This window comes from Pseudomonas sp. NPDC087803, assembly GCF_044742995.1.
Classification (GTDB): Bacteria; Pseudomonadota; Gammaproteobacteria; order Pseudomonadales; family Pseudomonadaceae; genus Aquipseudomonas.
Map to the genome: position 1 here is coordinate 15045 of NZ_JBIUVO010000033.1, position 16047 is coordinate 31091.

The following is a 16047-nucleotide window of genomic DNA, read 5'->3' on the forward strand; positions in this document are numbered from 1 at the left end:
ATGCAAATCAGCATTTGTCTTCGGAAAAAACTTCAAGCACTATGCGCGTTATGCAAAAACGCAACGTATCTTCCGTCTTAAGAGCACTGCTCGACCAGCACGGGATCTCCCCCACGGAGCTCCACCGTCGCACCGGCGTGCCTCAATCAACGCTCTCGCGGATTCTCAGCGGGAAGATCGTCGATCCTTCGGATAAACACATTTCGAAGATCGCCGAATACTTCAATGTGAGCACCGATCAATTGCGTGGCCGCGCCGATGTCGCCCCGGCGACCGGCGGCGCGCGCGATGACGTGCATGCGGAACTCAAGGACATAAGCCTGTGGGACGACGATACCCCTGTCGATGACGACGAGGTGTCGGTGCCCTTTCTTCGCGAGGTTGAATTGGCTGCTGGATCAGGAAGATTCGTCATCGAAGAGAGCGAACGCTCTAGCCTGCGCTTCGGCAAGCGCAGCCTGCGCCATAACGGTGTGCAGTTCGACCAGGCCAAATGCGTGACGGTGCGCGGTAACAGCATGATGCCGGTGTTGCGTGATGGCGCCACGGTCGGGGTCAATGCCGGCAAGTGCGGGATCGGCGACATCATTGATGGCGACCTGTACGCGATCAATCACAACGGTCAATTGCGCGTGAAGCAACTCTACCGCCTGCCGACCGGCATCCGTCTGCGCAGCTTCAACCGCGATGAACATCCGGACGAGGACTACAGCTTCCAGGACATGCAGGAAGAGCAGATCGTCATCCTCGGTCACGTCTTCTGGTGGGGCATGTACGCCCGATAGACTTCCCCTTCACTGAAAACCCGCCCCTTGGCGGGTTTTTTTTCGCCCGAATAAACCCCCCAACGCCTTGATTTATGCGGCCTTCATGCGTCGGTGCATTTATTGCGCATAAATAAATGCATTTATGCATTGACTGTATATGCATCCATGCATATTCTTGCCACCAAGCCGCTCGACAAAGCGGCTGGCAACAACAGCTCTTTAGTTCCACATTAACTGGAAGCGTTGAACCGGCCTCATCTGTTCAGAGGGTTGGCAACTGACCCGGGTGTGCAGCGTAAAGCACCAGAAGCAGTTATCCGGCGGGTAGGGACCGCGGTCGGAAAAACAATTTGAATGGACTCGTACCGCGCCAGTAGCGCCGAAAAGTCAGCTTCCTTCTCTAATACAGGATTTGAAGGAAGGCGAAGGAGCGCATTACTGAAAAGCCCGGTGAATAACCGGGCTTTTTGGAATGCCTGCCTGATTTCATCGCGGCATTCATGAGCAAAAACCGGGAGTATGAAATGAATCTCTATGCACTAGTTGAATACAACAAAGTCACTCAACTGAAAGAAAGCGAAGTCGCGCCCGATCCAACTCTTTCGCCGGGATCGACATGGGTAGATGTCACAGGCAACACGGAAATTCGTGTTGGGTGGAAAGCAGAATTTGCCGGTTCCTGGACATTTACAGCTCCCACTGACCAAGACTATCGCAACGAAGCTCAGGCGCAGAAATGGCAATTGCTCAATGTTGCCAGCAACTGGCTGCTCTTGAACTCCTTGGGTTTCAAGGTTGAAACCGGTGTAGCTACCCCAGAAGAACAGGCGTTGCTACTGGCTCACAAGCAGTATTCCATCGCTGTCAGCGACATTGAGAAACAGTCCGGCTATCCGACAAATATCATCTGGCCTGTTGCGCCGTACTAATCGTTGCGGCGCATCGAGAACTTAATCTTATAAGGAAATAATATGAAGAAATACGTTTTCATTGAGATGAGCAACATTGCTGCGTACTCCAAAGCCGTAATGATTCAGGTCTCTGAGGAACAGCCTGACACCAATCCCCCGGGCATATCCGGCAGTTGGTCCGGATTTGCAATCGACACCGTCGTTCAAGTGGGCTGGAAGGCTACATACGGCGCGAATGGCTGGGAGTTTTCTGAGCCAACTTATCAAGACCATGTAGATCAGGTAATGCTGTTTGTACGACAGCGGCTCGGTGTAGCCGCTGGCTGGCTTGATATCAACCCGGTCAATTACAAAGTGAATCTCGGTGTTGCCACGCCAGAGGAAGAAGCCGCTTGGCTCGCTTATCAGCAATATTACGTTGCAGTCAGCGACGTGAAAAAACAGGCTGGCTATCCCTACACGATTGACTGGCCAGTGGCTCCGTTCTGATTCAGGGATAAGCGTCAACCCCGTCAGCGGGAGCGCATTACTGAAAAGCCCGGCCTCAGTGCCGGGCTTTTTGGAATGCCTACCTGAAGAGACATCGCTTGAACCCAACACACATCACTCATCAACTGAAACCAGGAGGCGTGACATGACAAACGAGCAACAAGCGTTGGCGGACATGCCGATCTGGCTGGTCATCCTCCTTGCCGTGGTCGGCGGGGTGTCCGGCGAAATGTGGCGCGCGGACAAGGAGGGCGCCCGTGGCTGGTCACTGCTGCGGCGTCTGGCCCTGCGCTCCGGCGCCTGCATGATCTGCGGCGTCTCGGCGATCATGCTGCTGTACGCCGCCGGGCTGTCGATCTGGGCCGCTGGCGCCTTCGGCTGCCTGACCGCCATGGCCGGGGCCGACGTCGCCATCGGTCTGTACGAACGCTGGGCTGCAAAGCGCATTGGCGTTTGCGAAGTCCCGCCTGGCAATACAAACAAAGAGTAAAGGAGCGTTACAGCGATATTTGAGAAGGAGTTCAATTCATGCTGAGCGATTTTCGTTGCGGTAAATGCAATCGTTTACTTGCAAAAGTAGATGCACTTCATCAAGTGCAAATCAAATGTCCTCGGTGCAGGACATTGAATCACACGAAGACTCGAGGTCTCGTCAGCCCGCCTATGAGCGATCCAACGCAGCATTGACTGCCCACAATAATCAATCGATCAATAGGTGAATATATGGCTACGCTACCACGCTACCCGTTTACTACAAACGGCAGTTCGATTTTGCTGCCTCTGCATGAGATGTCCGCTGGACAATATCTTGAATCACCGGACAAGCGCTTTAAGTTAATTGTCCAGCCCGATGGCAATCTGGCCATTTATGAGGGGGGCAATACAGTTTGGGTGGCGATTGCCGGTCAACCGTATACAAGTTCCGGAAAACAGATTGATAACTCAAAAATTTATTTTTACCTGATGTATTACGCGTTTCTCAATGATCCAACGCGCGGCCGTATGTGGGGTACTGCCAACAGCACGCCGCTTAACGCTGATATTTGGGCAGCTTACAGTCGGGCCTATTTGTCTCTGCAAAATGACGGCAATCTCGTCGTGATCGACTCGATCCCGGTCTGGGCAAGTAACTCTGCCATCCCGATCAGCCCCTCTGTGGAATCGACTTATATTCCAGCGGGGACAACTCTCGAAGTTGATCGACGGTATGTGGTCGGTGGTACTACGCTGGTCTTCCAGTCGGACGGTAATCTGGTCGTTTCGAACGGACCGCTCGGTGTTCTCTGGGCGAGCTGGACACAAAACAAGGGCGCCACTCGTGCCGTGATGCAGGAGGACGGAAATTTCGTGATCTATGGCGCGAACAATACACCGCTTTGGTTTACCGGCACGGCTGGTCGTCCTGGGGCGATTGCGAAGATTCAGGCAAATGGAAGCTTTTCCATTGTCAGTGAAAAACCGGTCTGGGCTCGATTTGGTTTTACTCCAACCATTTTGCCGAAACGTGTTTACCACTGGGATAACAGCACTTGGAGTTTGCCTCTGAGTAAAGTTCTCTGGACCTTCTGACGTACAACTAATGATGTATGCCCCGTGTAGCAACGGGGCCTTTATATTTAAGTTTTGCTCCGCCATGTGGCGGTTTTATTCTCGTTGGCAGCCAATAAAAAGCCACGTTGGCTCCGCCCTCTCACATCATTATCGCAATCAGCCAGCCCCCCACGTTTTTGCCTGCAACTGATGCGGCGGGACTGCGCGTGGACATTTGAAAAGGAGGTCAATGCATGCCCGCACCGATCCAGCAGCCTTCGCAGCTGTTCACGGCTATGGCGACAACCTTGCGCAACGGTGCCGGCCTCAATCTGCAGGTCGGCAATCACGATGACTTCACGGCACCCGGCGCTCAAGCCTGGGCGTTGATCGACTTCGACCGTAATGCACCGGGCGCACGGGCCGCTGACGGGCGTATCGCCCACGTCATGACGGTGTCGCTGCAAGTCATTCCGGCACTTTCTGCGAGCGCATTTGCCGCCTGCGATCTGATCGCCGTACTGAAAAACCTGATCACCGACAACCGTTGGGGCCTGCCCGGTGCTCAATGTGATCTGCCGATGAACATTGATGGTCTGCCGTCAATGCTTATTCGCGCCGACCAGCAATACAAGGCGTGGACGCTGACCTTCACCCAGACCCTCTATCTCGGCCCGACCCTGCTCGACGACCCGCTCGGCACGCCGAAATTCGCCCGTACCTGGGAAGTCAGCGACATCGACGACCCCGACCAATACACCGCGCTGGAGGCTTGAACGATGTTCGATGCATTACTGCGCATGCAACTGGGGCCAATCATCGAGCGGCTGGCGGAGATGGAAGCAGAGATCGACGACCTGCACCGCCGCGCCGAGAGCTTCTGTCGCATCGGCGTCTGTCAGACCGTCGATGCCGCGAGCAACACCTGCCAAGTCAGTCACGGTGGACTGCTGACGCCAGCCATCAAGTTCTTCAACCCGAGCGCCGGAGCGCAGAGCGAATCGCGGATTCCCAGCGTCGGCGAGCAGTGCCTGCTGTTCAACTACGGCAGCGGCGAAAGCGGGGCGCAGAGCGTGGCGTTGTTCGGCTTGAACAGTGACCGCTTTCCGCCGACGGCGACGGTACCGACGCTGACGCGCCGGGTGCATGTCGACGGCAGCGAAAGCGGCTACGACGACGCCACGCACACCCTGCACTGGCAGAACGGACCGGCCGCATTCAGTGGTTCTCGCGAGTCGCTTGCACTGAGCATCGGCCCGGCACAACTGACGATGACGCCACAGCTGATCAACCTGCAACTGGGCGGCGTCGGCCTGAACATCGACGCCTCGGGCGTGCACTTCAGCGGCCCGTTGGTGGATCACCAGGGCCGCGTCATCAGCCCCTGAATCAAGAGCTTCCCATGATCGGAATCGATAGAGACTCCGGGGCCACGGTCGACGACTGGCTGCAGTTTGTGCAGCGCGCGACACGAGCCCTGACCACGCCGCTGGGCACCCGGCAAAAAAGGCCCCTTTATGGCTCGCTGATCCCAACGCTGCTGGGGCAGAACCTCGGTGACGACGTTCTGCTTCTGGCGCAGAGCCACGCGGCTCAGGCGTTCTACAACGCGCAGAACGGGATCAGCGATTTTCAGCCGAGCGTGATCGTCGCCAGCCGTCAGGGCGCCGGTCTGCTGCTGCGTTTCGCCGGCACCTGGAAAAACCGTCAACAGACCTTCGAGGTAGTGACATGAGCATGTTGATCCCCGGCCAGAATCAGTTGGCCGAACCGGCGCTGATCACCGTCGACGCCTTCGAAGACTTGCTTGCCGAGTTCAAGACCTTCGTCGTCGAGTACGTCGGCGCCCGGGCGCCGGACAGCGCGGCGAAACTCCAGGCCAGCCTCGATAACGAAAGCGAATTGCTGACCCTGGCGCTGGAAGCCTTCTGCGTTCGGCTGCAAACCCACGAACGCAAATACAACGCCCGCATCAAGCAGATGCTGGCGTGGCGGGCGACCGGCAGCAACCTCGATGCACGGTTGGCAGACATGGGCCTTGAGCGGCAGTTGCTCGATCCGGGCGACCCGGCGGCATTCCCGCCGGTACCCGCGATTTACGAAAGCGACGACGACGCGCGGTTGCGTTATTACCTGGCGCCGCATGCGCCGGCTGCGGGTTCACGGATGCAGTATCGCCGCGAAGTGTTCACCCTCGGTGAACGGCCGACAGTGAAGGTCGAATCGACGGATGCGGGTGTGGTGAATGTCACCTACACCTTCAACCCGGACGGCCTCGCCGCGCAGGTCAAGGATGGCAACGGTCGCCGCACGGCGCCGGGTGAGGTGCAGGTCACGGTGCTCGCTCGGGAGGGTGATGGGACACCGTCGGAAGACCTGCTCGATGGCGTGCGTCAGCACTTCGCCCGCCCTGATGTGCGACCGGAAACTGACCTGGTCACGGTCAAGGCAGCCGACATTCAACGCTACAAGATTCGCGTGGTGGCGAAGATCAATTCCGGCCCCGATTCGGGCCTGACCAAAGTCGCCGCGCAACAGCAATTGCAGGCCTACGCCGACAGTTGCCATCGCCTCGAAGGGCGGGTCGATCCGAGCTGGATCGACTACACGTTGCACAGCGCAGGTGCCGTGCAACTGCAGATTCTTGAGCCGCTGGCGCCGATCGTGACCACAGCGTTTCAGGCGCCGTACTGCACGGCGGTCGAGGTCGAGGTGCTGACGCTATGAGTGAGCCAACTCAACGCCCGACCTTATTGCCGGCCAACAGCTCGGCGCTCGAACGCGGGCTGGATCTGGGCTTCGGCGCACTGCTTGATCGCATCGCGCCGCCGTTCCCCGAACTGATGAACCCGAGCGAAACACCGGTCGCATTCCTGCCATATCTGGCAGCGGATCGCGGTGTCGCCGAATGGAGCACCAGCGCGCCGGAAGCGGAAAAGCGCCTGACTGTCGAACTGGCCTGGCCCACCGCGCGCCAGGCCGGCACTCGCAAGGCGCTGGAAAACGCGGCCAAGGGTTTGCAACTGCGCCCGGAAGTCCGCGCCTGGTACGAACAGACGCCGCCCGGCGTGCCTTACAGCTTCAGCGTGCGCGCCTTCAGCGACCAACCCTACAGCGCAGAAATCGACGCCCGTCTCGACCGACGCCTGGCCGATGCCAAGAGCGAGCGAGACATTCTTTCGGTAACGGTTGGCTTGAGCGCATTCGGCAGCCATTGCATCGCCGCTGCGACTTTCTGCGGTGAGCTGACGACGGTTTATCCGGTGTTCATCGAAGGGCTTGAAACCTCTGGCGAGGCGTTCATGGCCGCCGCGATGTACACCGTCGAAACATCCACTATTTATCCTCAGGGGGCCTGAATGGCTGACTATTACACCCTGCTCACCAACGCAGGGATTGCCTACGAAACGGCGTGCAAGGCCGCGGGCACTCCGATCAAGCTGACGCAGATTTCCGTCGGCGACGGCGGCGGCTCGGTCTACAACCCGGCCGCGACCGCCACCGCGCTGAAACGCGAAGTCTGGCGCGGGCCGCTCAACGCCCTGTTCCAGGACGAAAAGAACCCGAGCTGGCTGCTCGCCGAAGTCACCATTCCGCCGGACGTTGGCGGTTGGTATGTGCGTGAAGCCGGGCTGTGGACCGACACCGGGATTCTCTACGCCATCGTCAAATATCCGGAGTCGTTCAAGCCGGTGCTGGCGACGTCGGGCTCGGGCAAAGAGTTCTACATTCGCTCGATTTTCGAGACCAGCAATGCGTCGCTGGTAACGCTGCTGATCGATGACACCGTGGTCAAGGCCACCCGCGCTTGGGTCATGAGCTATCTGGCCGAAGAACTCGGCAAGCTGGATGGCAAGCAATCGGTGCGCGTCGCTGCAACGGGCAATGTCGTGTTGAACGGCGCCCAGCAGATCGACGGTGTCGCCGTGATTGCCGGCGACCGTGTGCTGTTGCCGAGTCAGACGCTGGTCAAGGACAACGGCCTGTGGATCGTCGCCAATGGTGACTGGGTGCGGGCGACTGATGCCAATACCAGCGCCAAGGTCACGCCGGGCCTGACGGTGATGGTCGAGGAGGGGACGGCCAACGGCGATTCGCTGTGGCACCTGACCACCAATGCGCCGATCACCCTCGGCACCACCGCGCTGACGTTCAAGATGCTCGCCGGGCGCACGGGGATTGCGGCCGGGACTTACAAGAGTCTCACGGTTGATGAATATGGCCGGGCGACTGCGGGTGCCAATCCTGAAACGCTGGCCGGGTTCGGGATCAAGGATTCCTACACCAAGGCTGAAGTCGAGGCGTTGATTGCCAAGGCATCGGCATTGCCGGTGGGTTCGATTGTTGCGTTCCCGGTAGATGCACCGCCGCCGGGTTTTCTGGAGCTGGATAACAGCGTCAAGAGCAGTGCGACTTACCCGGACTTGAGCGCTTATCTGGGTGGCAAGTTCAACAAGGGGGACGAGGGTGTCGGGAACTTCCGGTTGCCTGAGGCGCGTGGGGAATTCTTGCGCGGATGGGATCATGGGCGTGGGGTGGATCCGGGGCGTGCCGCCGGTAGCATTCAGTCGGACAGTCTCAAGGCGCATTACCATTCCATTCCGACGGGCTCGGGAGGTGGTCAGGCTGTCGACCCAAATGGGGAGACTCCAACGGTTGTGCTGAAAGACACGGCCGCAGACTGGGTTTTGCGTACGGAAGGTGATAACGCCGAACTGACTATAGGTCGCGTCAGGACCTACAACTTTGGTGCTGCTACGGAAACACGCCCACGCAACATCGCTGTCATGTGGTGCATCAAAGCCTGGAACGCCCCGGTCAATCAGGGAACCATCGATGTAGCCGCACTGGCCAAGGAAGTCGAACGACTAAAATCCGCTGTTCCGGTAGGTGCTGTTCTGGCATTCCCGACGGGCATCGTCGCGCCTGGTTATCTGGAGCTGGATGGCAGTGTGCAGAGCATTGCGACCTATCCGGATCTGGCGGGTTATCTGGGCACAACCTACAACAAGGGCGATGAGGGCGCGGGTAACTTCCGCTTGCCGGACTCGCGCGGTGAGTTTCTCCGTGGTTGGGATCATGGGCGTGGTGCTGACACGGGGCGGGCAATTGGTAGCTGGCAAGTAGGCACCGCAACTTATGGCGATGGTGACGGTGTCAATCTGCCGATCCCGAACCTGAATGACCCCAAACATGTGAGGGTTCTTGGGCTTGAGTACGACACGACTCCGGCGGTTGTCGAGTCCGTGACGGTTAATGGCACGACTACTGCTGCCTCGCAAGGGCTCAACATGGATGGAGTGCAGACTCCGGGTACCGCCTATATCGGCGTGGACTTCATGCGGTCAAGGCCTCGAAACATCGCCGTCATGTGGTGCATCAAAGCCTGGAACGCACCGGTCAATCAGGGAAACATCGACATCGCTTCGTTGGTTGACGAAGTTCGCAACGTTTCGGGTCGCTATCTCAGAACCCGGGTTTTCAAGGCAAACGAGATTTATCTGCCGGGGCCCGGCACCAAAAAGATCAAATACAGACTGCAAGGTGGAGGTGGTGCCGGCGGTGGTTCAGTCTCTACTGCCAATACTCAGCTTTCCGCCGGTTGCGGAGGATCTGCTGGCGCCTACGCCGAGGGGTGGCTGACTCAGGGTTTCGACGGTCAGCAGATCACTCTCGGTAAGGGGGGCGCGGGCGTTGTTGCCAATATCGGCTTGAATGGGGGAACAACCTCTTTTGCCGGAATCGCTGCACCAGGAGGATACGGTGGAGGATTCTCGGCCAACATTGTGCCGCCTCTGCAACTTGGCCGAAGCCCCAACTCCGAGCTCGCAACAGGTGGTTCAACGATCAATGCCAATGGCCAAGGCGGCGGCGGGGTAACCGGGCCGACATTGTCGCTTTGTACCTCCGGCGAAGGAGGTCTCAGCATGTTTGGGCCGGGTGGCAACCCCTCGGGCGGCGCTAGTCGTGAAGGTGAGGGGGCGGTGAATCCCGGTGCGGGTGGCGGAGGTGCGTTGGCCAAGCCGTCGTGTCCGTACAACTTCAAAGGTGGCAATGGTGGTGACGGCATCGTGATTATCGAGGAGTGGACCTGATGAGCGTTTATGTACGCATTTATGCCGACACGGTCGTTGAGCAAATCGAGACCAACGACGAGATTTCGACGCTATACCCACCGACGCTGGTGTGGGTGTGTGTCGATCATCTCGACCCACTTCCCCGGCAAGGCTGGCTGGCGAAGGAGCACGACGGTGAGTGGTTGTTTTCGCCCGAGCTACCGATAACAGCCTCGCCTGAAACTCAAGCGGTCGCTATTGCCGCCGAACGCTTTATGCACGAAGCCGGTGGCGTCATCGTCGATGGATTAACCATCGAAACCACTCGCGAGAGCCAGACGCTGATTGCCGGAATGGGCTTGTCGGCAATTGTCGACCCCGAGTATCGATGCAACTTCAAGACAGCCAATGGCTTTGTCGAAATTGATGTGCCGCGAATTCTCGAAATTGCCAAGGCTGTACGCGCTCATGTTCAGGCTTGCTTTGATCGCGAGCGCGAGCTGCTGCTGGCAATCGATAGTGGAAATTATCGTCCTGAAATGCTGACTGAGGGCTGGCCGGATGTACCACCAGCGCCTGAGCCCGGATTGTGACGCTTCAATAAACGCCCAGCACCGTCGGGGCGTTTTCTTACCCGCCAGCCCCTCCCCACGAGGGGCTTTCCCGTTTATGGAGAAACGAAAAATGGCAAACCGCCAAACCTACACCGTGCTCGTCCCATTCCCCACCGGCGGTGGGCACTGGTCGAGCGTCGGTCAAGACCTTGATCTGCTCGACGTCGAAGCCAGTGCCCTGCACAGCGCCGGTCGACTGGAACTGAAAACACCCTCCACCCAGGCCAAAAAGGCCGCTGCCAAGAAGGCTGACTAACCATGGCTGAGGTTTTGAACTTCGAGCACAACGGCATTACCGTCAATGCCACCGAATCCCCCGAGGCCATGGGTGGCCTGGGTGACAACGTCATCGGTCTGGTCGGCACCGCGCCGAAAGCCGATCCGCTGATTCCGCGCAACGCACCGTTCCGCATCAACAGCTTCACCACTCACGCGCTGCTCGATCCGACCGGCGCCGAAGAGGGCACGCTGTACCACGCGGTTTACCAGATCCTCAAAGTGGTCAAGGTGCCGGTGTACGTGGTGATCGTCGAAGCGGGCGCGACCCCGGCCGACACCGTTAACGCAGTGATCGGCGGTGTCGATCCAACCACCGGCCGCAAGCTCGGTCTGGCCGCACTGGGCAGTGTCCCGGAAGACCTGACCATCATCGGCGCGCCGGGCTTCACCGGCACCAAAGCGGTGGCCAGCGAGTTCGCCTCGTTCGGCAAACGCATCAAGGCCCGTGTGGTGCTGGATGGCAAGGATGCCTCGGTCGCTGATCAAGTGACTTACAGCCAGGAACTGGGCGGCGCCGACCTCGGTTTCGACCGTTGCCTGGTGGTGCACAACATGCCGGCCGTGTACTCGAAAGCGGCAAAGAAAAATGTGTTCCTCGCGCCGTCGAGCCTGGCGATTGCCGCGCTGGCGAAGGTCAAGCAGTGGGAGAGCCCGGGCAACCAGGTGACCTACGCCGAAGACGTGTCCCGTGTCGTTGAATACAACATCCTCGACACCTCCACCGAAGGCGATCTGCTCAACCGCTACGGTGTCAGCTACTACGCCCGCACCGTGCTCGGCGGCTTCTCGCTGCTGGGTAACCGTTCGATCACCGGCAAGTTCATCAGCTACGTCGGCCTCGAAGATGCTATCAGCCGCAAGCTGGTCAAGGCCGGCCAGAAAGCCATGGCCAAGAACCTGACCAAATCCTTCATGGATCAGGAGGTCAAGCGCATCAACGACTGGCTGCAGACCCTGGTTGCCGACGAAACCATTCCTGGCGGCAGCGTCTATCTGCACCCGGAACTCAACAGCGTCGAGAAGTACAAGAACGGCACCTGGTACGTGGTCATCGATTACGGCCGCTACGCGCCGCTCGAACACTTGGTTTTTCTACTCAACGCCCGCGATGAAATCATCGAGCAGTTCCTGGAGGACGTTCTCTAATGTTTACCAACCGCGTAAGACAGGCCATCGCGGCCACCCTGCAAGGCCTGCCGTTGTCGGCAACCGTTGAAGAGTTCACTCCGCCGAAGATCGAATTCGACGTGGAAGAAATGCGTGGCGGCCGCTTCATCGTCGAAGAAATGGCCAAGGGCGGTAAAGCGCTCAACGCCAAGCTGACCCTGCAAGGCCTGGGTGCCGAAGTCATGCTCGCACTGGGCGTGAAGCTCGGTGATGACATCCTGCTGAACGTGCGTGAAGCCGGTCAGGATCAGGACGGCAACACCTGGTTCACCTATCACACGGTCGGCGGCAAGCTGAAATCCCTTGAAGAAACCGCGGTGAAAATGGGCGAGAAACCCAAGACCAACCTGGAGCTGTCCTGCCGCACCTACAACCGCCTAGAAAACGGCGTGCCGGTGATCGACATCGACGTGCGCACCCAGAAGTTCGTGCTCAACGGCGTCGACATCCTCGGTGATGCGCGTCGTGCGGTACTGATGCCGTAACGCTGTAGGCGAGCCCTGCACCAAAACTTGTGGGAAGGAGATTTTGTGGTGAGGGGATTCATCCCCGATGGGTCGCGAAGCGGCCCCAACATTGAGTTGGCGATTTAGCTGATACGCACCCATCCAGAAGTCGGGGCTGCTGCGCAGCCCATCGGGGATGAATCCCCTCGCCACGAAGGCTCCGTCTCGCAAGTGTTGCAACACCCCCTCAAGAATCACCAAGGAATTCATACATGTCGTGGATGCCACCCAAGCATGACCTGCTGTCGCCGATTACCGGTGACGACGGCGCGCAGATCGAGCAGATCCAGCTCAAGCCACTGTTCTACGCCGCGCAGAAAGAAGCGCTGGAACGCGCCGGCGATGATGAAGACGATCAGTTCTTCGAACTGGCGCTGCTCGCCACCGGCCTGTCGGTCAAGGAACTCGACCAGCTGAAACGCCCGGACTACGTGAGCATCGCCCAGTACGTGCACGAGATGTCGACCCGTCCGGCGTCGTACTTTCTGGAGCAGGTCGAGGACGCGGAAAAGTCCGACGATCCTGACCAAGTGCAACTGCTGCAACCGCTCGCCGTGACTGGCCGCACCGTGACCTCGCTGTCGCTGGAAATGCCCGCACTGCGCGCCACCAAAGTGATGAAGAAACTGAAAACGGCCAAGGAACGCGCCGAGTTCATCACTGCCCATTGCACCGGCCTGATGATCCCCGATCTGGCCCAGCTGAGCGTCCCTGACTGGACCCAATTGCAGGTGCGCATCGACGATTTTTTAAACCAGCCGGCGGCCTACTTTCGGAACGCGACATCGAAGTAATCCTCGATATCGTCCCGCTCATTTACCCGGTAGGTGAAGCGGAGATTCTGCAGTGGGACGCCGAAAAGGCGTTGCGCCGCTACGACATAGCGATCACTCGCCTTGGCGTGAAACAGGAGTAGAGCGGCATGGCAGAGAGTAAATATGCGCTCGCATACGCCGGTGAGAGTGGCAATACGGCGGACGCGCTGCCGACCAACCTCGGCAAATCACTACAGGATCTGAACCTGACATTGTCCCTGGCAAGCGTTGATATTCGCTTGCTGACTCAGGAGCAGATCAAGCTGCGCGAGTTGCTGGTCAGCCAGCAATCGTTGTTCAAGGTCGTCGCGGCAGCACCAGCTGCCAACAGTGAGCCGAAGTCAAAACTCAAGGCGGAAATCGAGCAGCGTCCGCCACCGAAAAAGCTGCAATCGGCGATGGCTAACGAGACCGCGCTGGTTGAATTGAATCAGGTGTTGCACCTGAGCAACGAATCGCTTCAGGCACTTTCGGAAAACAACCTGGAAATCGCCAGTGATAAACGGGTTGCCCCCAGTGGGGCTACTGGCGCGGATTTGTTGCAAGTACAACTCGCGGCGCTGCGTTCCGGCATCAGTGATGGTCTGGAGGGCGAGCAGAAAAAAGAGGCATTACAGGACTTCTCACGTGATGCCGCCATCAATGCCTCGGCCTTCAAGATCGATGTCAAGGCTGCTGGCGAAATGTTGTCGGGCTGGCGCACCGCTCTGAAGCTTGATCGGGTGCAGAGCCAGGATCTGGCAGACGCGACCAGCTACCTTGGCAACAGTGGGCTGAACGTCAAAACCGCTGATATCGGTGGCGTCGTTCAAAGCGCCGGTGAGGGCGCCAAAGCTGCAGGGATGACACCCGAGCAAGTGGCTGCGCTTGCGGCGGCGTTTCTCAACAGTGGCGCTAGCAAGGCAGATGCCGGAGCGGCGCTGAAGAGTTTCACGACGGTTCTGGGCAAGGGAGAGTCCGCATCATCGGCGCAGCGCTCGGCCTGGGCCGAAATGGGTCTGAACCCCGAGGCGTTAGCGCGTGGGATGAGCGACGACGCACCCCAAACGATCAGGTTGGTTCTGGAAGAGCTCAAGAAACAACCGGAAGAGAAACAGGCTTCGCTGACAAAAACGCTGTTTGGCAACAATGATGCGATCCTTGAATTGTTGAAGAAGCCAGAGGATGTTCAAACTGCATTCAAGCTGGTGTCTGACAAGTCCCTGTATGCAACATCCAAACGCGGTGAGGATGCAGGCTCGGCGGCAGAAACCGCGGGGGCTTATGGCAATACATCGCAGGGGCGCTGGAATGCGCTGGATGCGAGTCTCAACAGGCTGTCCACGGCAGTCGGGAACTCATTGGCCCCGGTGACAGATGGCTTTGCCGTCGCGCTCACGGCGGTGGTCAATGGACTGAGCGCCGCAGCCGAAAGCTTCCCGTTCGTCACAGCTGCACTGACGTTGCTTGGGGCGGCTGCCACGCCGTTCGTAGCAGGCACATTGAAGACCGGTGTGTCTTCAGTGCTCGATGCGATTTCCACGAGGCTATTGCGACTGGCTGCAGCGCGTTTACCGTCCGAAATCGGCGATATGATCGACGGTGACGATGACGGCAGTGGCGGTCGAAAAAAGAAGCGATCAGCTCGCGGGTCGGGTCAAGGCAAACGAGCCAAGCCACCTGCGAAAAGTGCTCAGCCCCGCACGCCAGCTGTGCGCCAAAGCCTGGGCAATCGCTTGCGCGGTGCAGCGCTCAAAGTCATGCCCGCCATCAAAAGCACGGCTGCCAAGGTCTTGCCCGCAGTGCGTAGCGCAGGTGCGAATGTCATGCCGATGCTGTCTCGGGCTATGCCTTTGGTGAGTAAAGTCGCTGCACCTTTGATGGTCGCCCATGCGGCATACACAGGCCTGAAAGGCTTGCGTGAAGGTGATGACAAAGCGGTGGGAAGCGCAAAAGGTGAGCTGGCGGGTACAGCTATTGGCGCGTTTCTCGGCTCGCTTATTCTTCCGGGTGTCGGTACGGCCATCGGGAGTGTTGTAGGTGGACTCGCAGGGTCCTACTTGGGGGAAAAACTCGCCAGTCCGCCCGCCGATAAACTCGCTGCGCCGGGAGAGGTCGCAAAGAATCTGGTCAACGCTCCCACCCAAAATCAAAACCAGCAAGTCACCTTCTCCCCACTGATCCAGGTCACCTGTCCGGCGCCAGATACTGCCGAGCAGATTCGTACGATCATCGGCCAACAACTGAGCGGGCAATTCCACGGCCAGTTCCTGCCGCTGTTGACCAACAACCCGCTCGCCACCCGCCGTGACGCAGCCCTGACCGATGGAGTCGCCTGATGAAACAACAAATGGCGCTGGGCAGTTTCATCTTCGGCCTCTCGCGCAACTTCGCCTACAGCACACTGGCGCGAAAGTCCGACGGTGGCTGGAGCGACATACAGATCCTGACCAGCAAACCCAAGTCCAGCCAGACCGGGCAGAAAGCGGAATCGCTGACCATCAGCGGCACCTCGATGTATGCCGTGGCCATGGATCGACTCGATGAATTACGCGCACTTCAGGCACAGCGGGTGCCGCTGCCGTTGATTGATGGTATTGGTCGCAACTGGGGACTGTGGCGGATCAACAGCATCGACGAAAACCAGAGCGAGGTCATCGATGACGGTACCGCGATGGTGATCAAGTGGGTGGTCGGATTAACGGAGTTCAACAATGCGTAAGGTCCGAAGCGTGGCCGGTGATTCGGTGAATCTGCTGCTCTACCGCGAAACCGGGCGCAGTGATGACACCGCCGAGGAGGCCCTGTGGAAACTCAACCCGGCCCTGGCCGAACACGGCCCGATCCTGCCTGCGGGCGTTTGGGTCACGTTGCCGGAACTCGATTCGAAACCGGCCACGATCAGACCGCTCACGGCCTGGGATTAAGGAGGTT

At 58.7% G+C, this 16047-nt stretch carries 20 protein-coding genes; all 20 read left to right on the forward strand.

The genetic code is table 11. The features are described from left to right. Positions 1-41 precede the first annotated feature (41 nt). The 20 genes from ACIOUG_RS16770 to ACIOUG_RS16865 all read left to right on the forward strand — a co-directional run bounded on the left by ACIOUG_RS16770 (position 42) and on the right by ACIOUG_RS16865 (position 16040). On the forward strand, positions 42-785 hold the full coding sequence (locus ACIOUG_RS16770; protein ID WP_081794245.1) for an XRE family transcriptional regulator: 744 nt from the start codon (positions 42-44) through the stop codon (positions 783-785). Between the two features lie 506 nt (positions 786-1291). Continuing rightward, positions 1292-1696: a tail fiber assembly protein gene (locus tag ACIOUG_RS16775; RefSeq protein WP_401067063.1), complete on the forward strand. Its 405-nt coding sequence runs from the start codon at positions 1292-1294 to the stop codon at positions 1694-1696. A gap of 42 nt (positions 1697-1738) precedes the next feature. Continuing rightward, positions 1739-2167 carry a tail fiber assembly protein gene (locus ACIOUG_RS16780; RefSeq protein WP_401067064.1) on the forward strand — a complete coding sequence of 143 codons (429 nt, stop codon included), beginning with the start codon at positions 1739-1741 and terminating at the stop codon, positions 2165-2167. Positions 2168-2312: 145 nt separating this feature from the next. Then, positions 2313-2657, forward strand: a complete 345-nt coding sequence (locus ACIOUG_RS16785; protein ID WP_025110861.1) for a phage holin family protein — start codon at positions 2313-2315, stop codon at positions 2655-2657. 38 nt (positions 2658-2695) lie between these two features. Continuing rightward, complete coding sequence (locus ACIOUG_RS16790) at positions 2696-2854, forward strand: Com family DNA-binding transcriptional regulator (protein WP_401067066.1); 159 nt, start codon at positions 2696-2698, stop codon at positions 2852-2854. A 36-nt stretch (positions 2855-2890) separates the two neighbouring features. Then, a complete protein-coding gene (locus ACIOUG_RS16795; RefSeq protein WP_401067068.1) occupies positions 2891-3736 on the forward strand; it encodes a putidacin L1 family lectin-like bacteriocin in 846 nt (281 codons plus the stop codon). A 215-nt stretch (positions 3737-3951) separates the two neighbouring features. Further along, complete coding sequence (locus tag ACIOUG_RS16800) at positions 3952-4473, forward strand: hypothetical protein (RefSeq protein WP_401067069.1); 522 nt, start codon at positions 3952-3954, stop codon at positions 4471-4473. Positions 4474-4476: 3 nt separating this feature from the next. Next, complete coding sequence (locus ACIOUG_RS16805) at positions 4477-5085, forward strand: phage baseplate assembly protein V (RefSeq protein WP_401067070.1); 609 nt, start codon at positions 4477-4479, stop codon at positions 5083-5085. Positions 5086-5099: 14 nt separating this feature from the next. After that, positions 5100-5432 (forward strand): phage baseplate protein, encoded by a 333-nt coding sequence (locus ACIOUG_RS16810; RefSeq protein WP_003222189.1) that lies wholly within the window; start codon positions 5100-5102, stop codon positions 5430-5432. Next, entirely contained in the window at positions 5429-6424 is a 996-nt protein-coding gene (locus ACIOUG_RS16815; RefSeq protein WP_401067072.1) for a baseplate J/gp47 family protein, read from the forward strand. The genes ACIOUG_RS16810 and ACIOUG_RS16815 overlap by 4 nt, the downstream gene beginning before the upstream one ends. Further along, a complete protein-coding gene (locus tag ACIOUG_RS16820) occupies positions 6421-7056 on the forward strand; it encodes a phage tail protein I (RefSeq protein ID WP_401067074.1) in 636 nt (211 codons plus the stop codon). Before ACIOUG_RS16815 ends, ACIOUG_RS16820 begins: the two co-directional genes overlap by 4 nt. After that, positions 7057-9792 carry a phage tail protein gene (locus tag ACIOUG_RS16825; protein WP_401067076.1) on the forward strand — a complete coding sequence of 912 codons (2736 nt, stop codon included), beginning with the start codon at positions 7057-7059 and terminating at the stop codon, positions 9790-9792. Then, positions 9792-10346 carry a DUF4376 domain-containing protein gene (locus ACIOUG_RS16830; protein ID WP_401067077.1) on the forward strand — a complete coding sequence of 185 codons (555 nt, stop codon included), beginning with the start codon at positions 9792-9794 and terminating at the stop codon, positions 10344-10346. Before ACIOUG_RS16825 ends, ACIOUG_RS16830 begins: the two co-directional genes overlap by 1 nt. Before the next feature lie 91 nt (positions 10347-10437). Beyond that, positions 10438-10623: a hypothetical protein gene (locus ACIOUG_RS16835; protein ID WP_401067079.1), complete on the forward strand. Its 186-nt coding sequence runs from the start codon at positions 10438-10440 to the stop codon at positions 10621-10623. Positions 10624-10625: 2 nt separating this feature from the next. Then, a complete protein-coding gene (locus tag ACIOUG_RS16840; RefSeq protein ID WP_401067080.1) occupies positions 10626-11792 on the forward strand; it encodes a phage tail protein in 1167 nt (388 codons plus the stop codon). After that, positions 11792-12298 carry a phage major tail tube protein gene (locus ACIOUG_RS16845; protein WP_016985055.1) on the forward strand — a complete coding sequence of 169 codons (507 nt, stop codon included), beginning with the start codon at positions 11792-11794 and terminating at the stop codon, positions 12296-12298. Before ACIOUG_RS16840 ends, ACIOUG_RS16845 begins: the two co-directional genes overlap by 1 nt. A gap of 233 nt (positions 12299-12531) precedes the next feature. Continuing rightward, positions 12532-13113, forward strand: a complete 582-nt coding sequence (locus ACIOUG_RS16850; RefSeq protein WP_401067082.1) for a phage tail assembly protein — start codon at positions 12532-12534, stop codon at positions 13111-13113. Between the two features lie 128 nt (positions 13114-13241). Further along, positions 13242-15452: a phage tail tape measure protein gene (locus tag ACIOUG_RS16855; RefSeq protein WP_401067084.1), complete on the forward strand. Its 2211-nt coding sequence runs from the start codon at positions 13242-13244 to the stop codon at positions 15450-15452. Beyond that, positions 15452-15835, forward strand: coding sequence for a phage tail protein (locus ACIOUG_RS16860; protein ID WP_047601251.1), 384 nt, complete (start codon positions 15452-15454; stop codon positions 15833-15835). Before ACIOUG_RS16855 ends, ACIOUG_RS16860 begins: the two co-directional genes overlap by 1 nt. Then, positions 15828-16040: a tail protein X gene (locus tag ACIOUG_RS16865; RefSeq protein WP_401067086.1), complete on the forward strand. Its 213-nt coding sequence runs from the start codon at positions 15828-15830 to the stop codon at positions 16038-16040. Before ACIOUG_RS16860 ends, ACIOUG_RS16865 begins: the two co-directional genes overlap by 8 nt. Positions 16041-16047 lie beyond the last annotated feature (7 nt).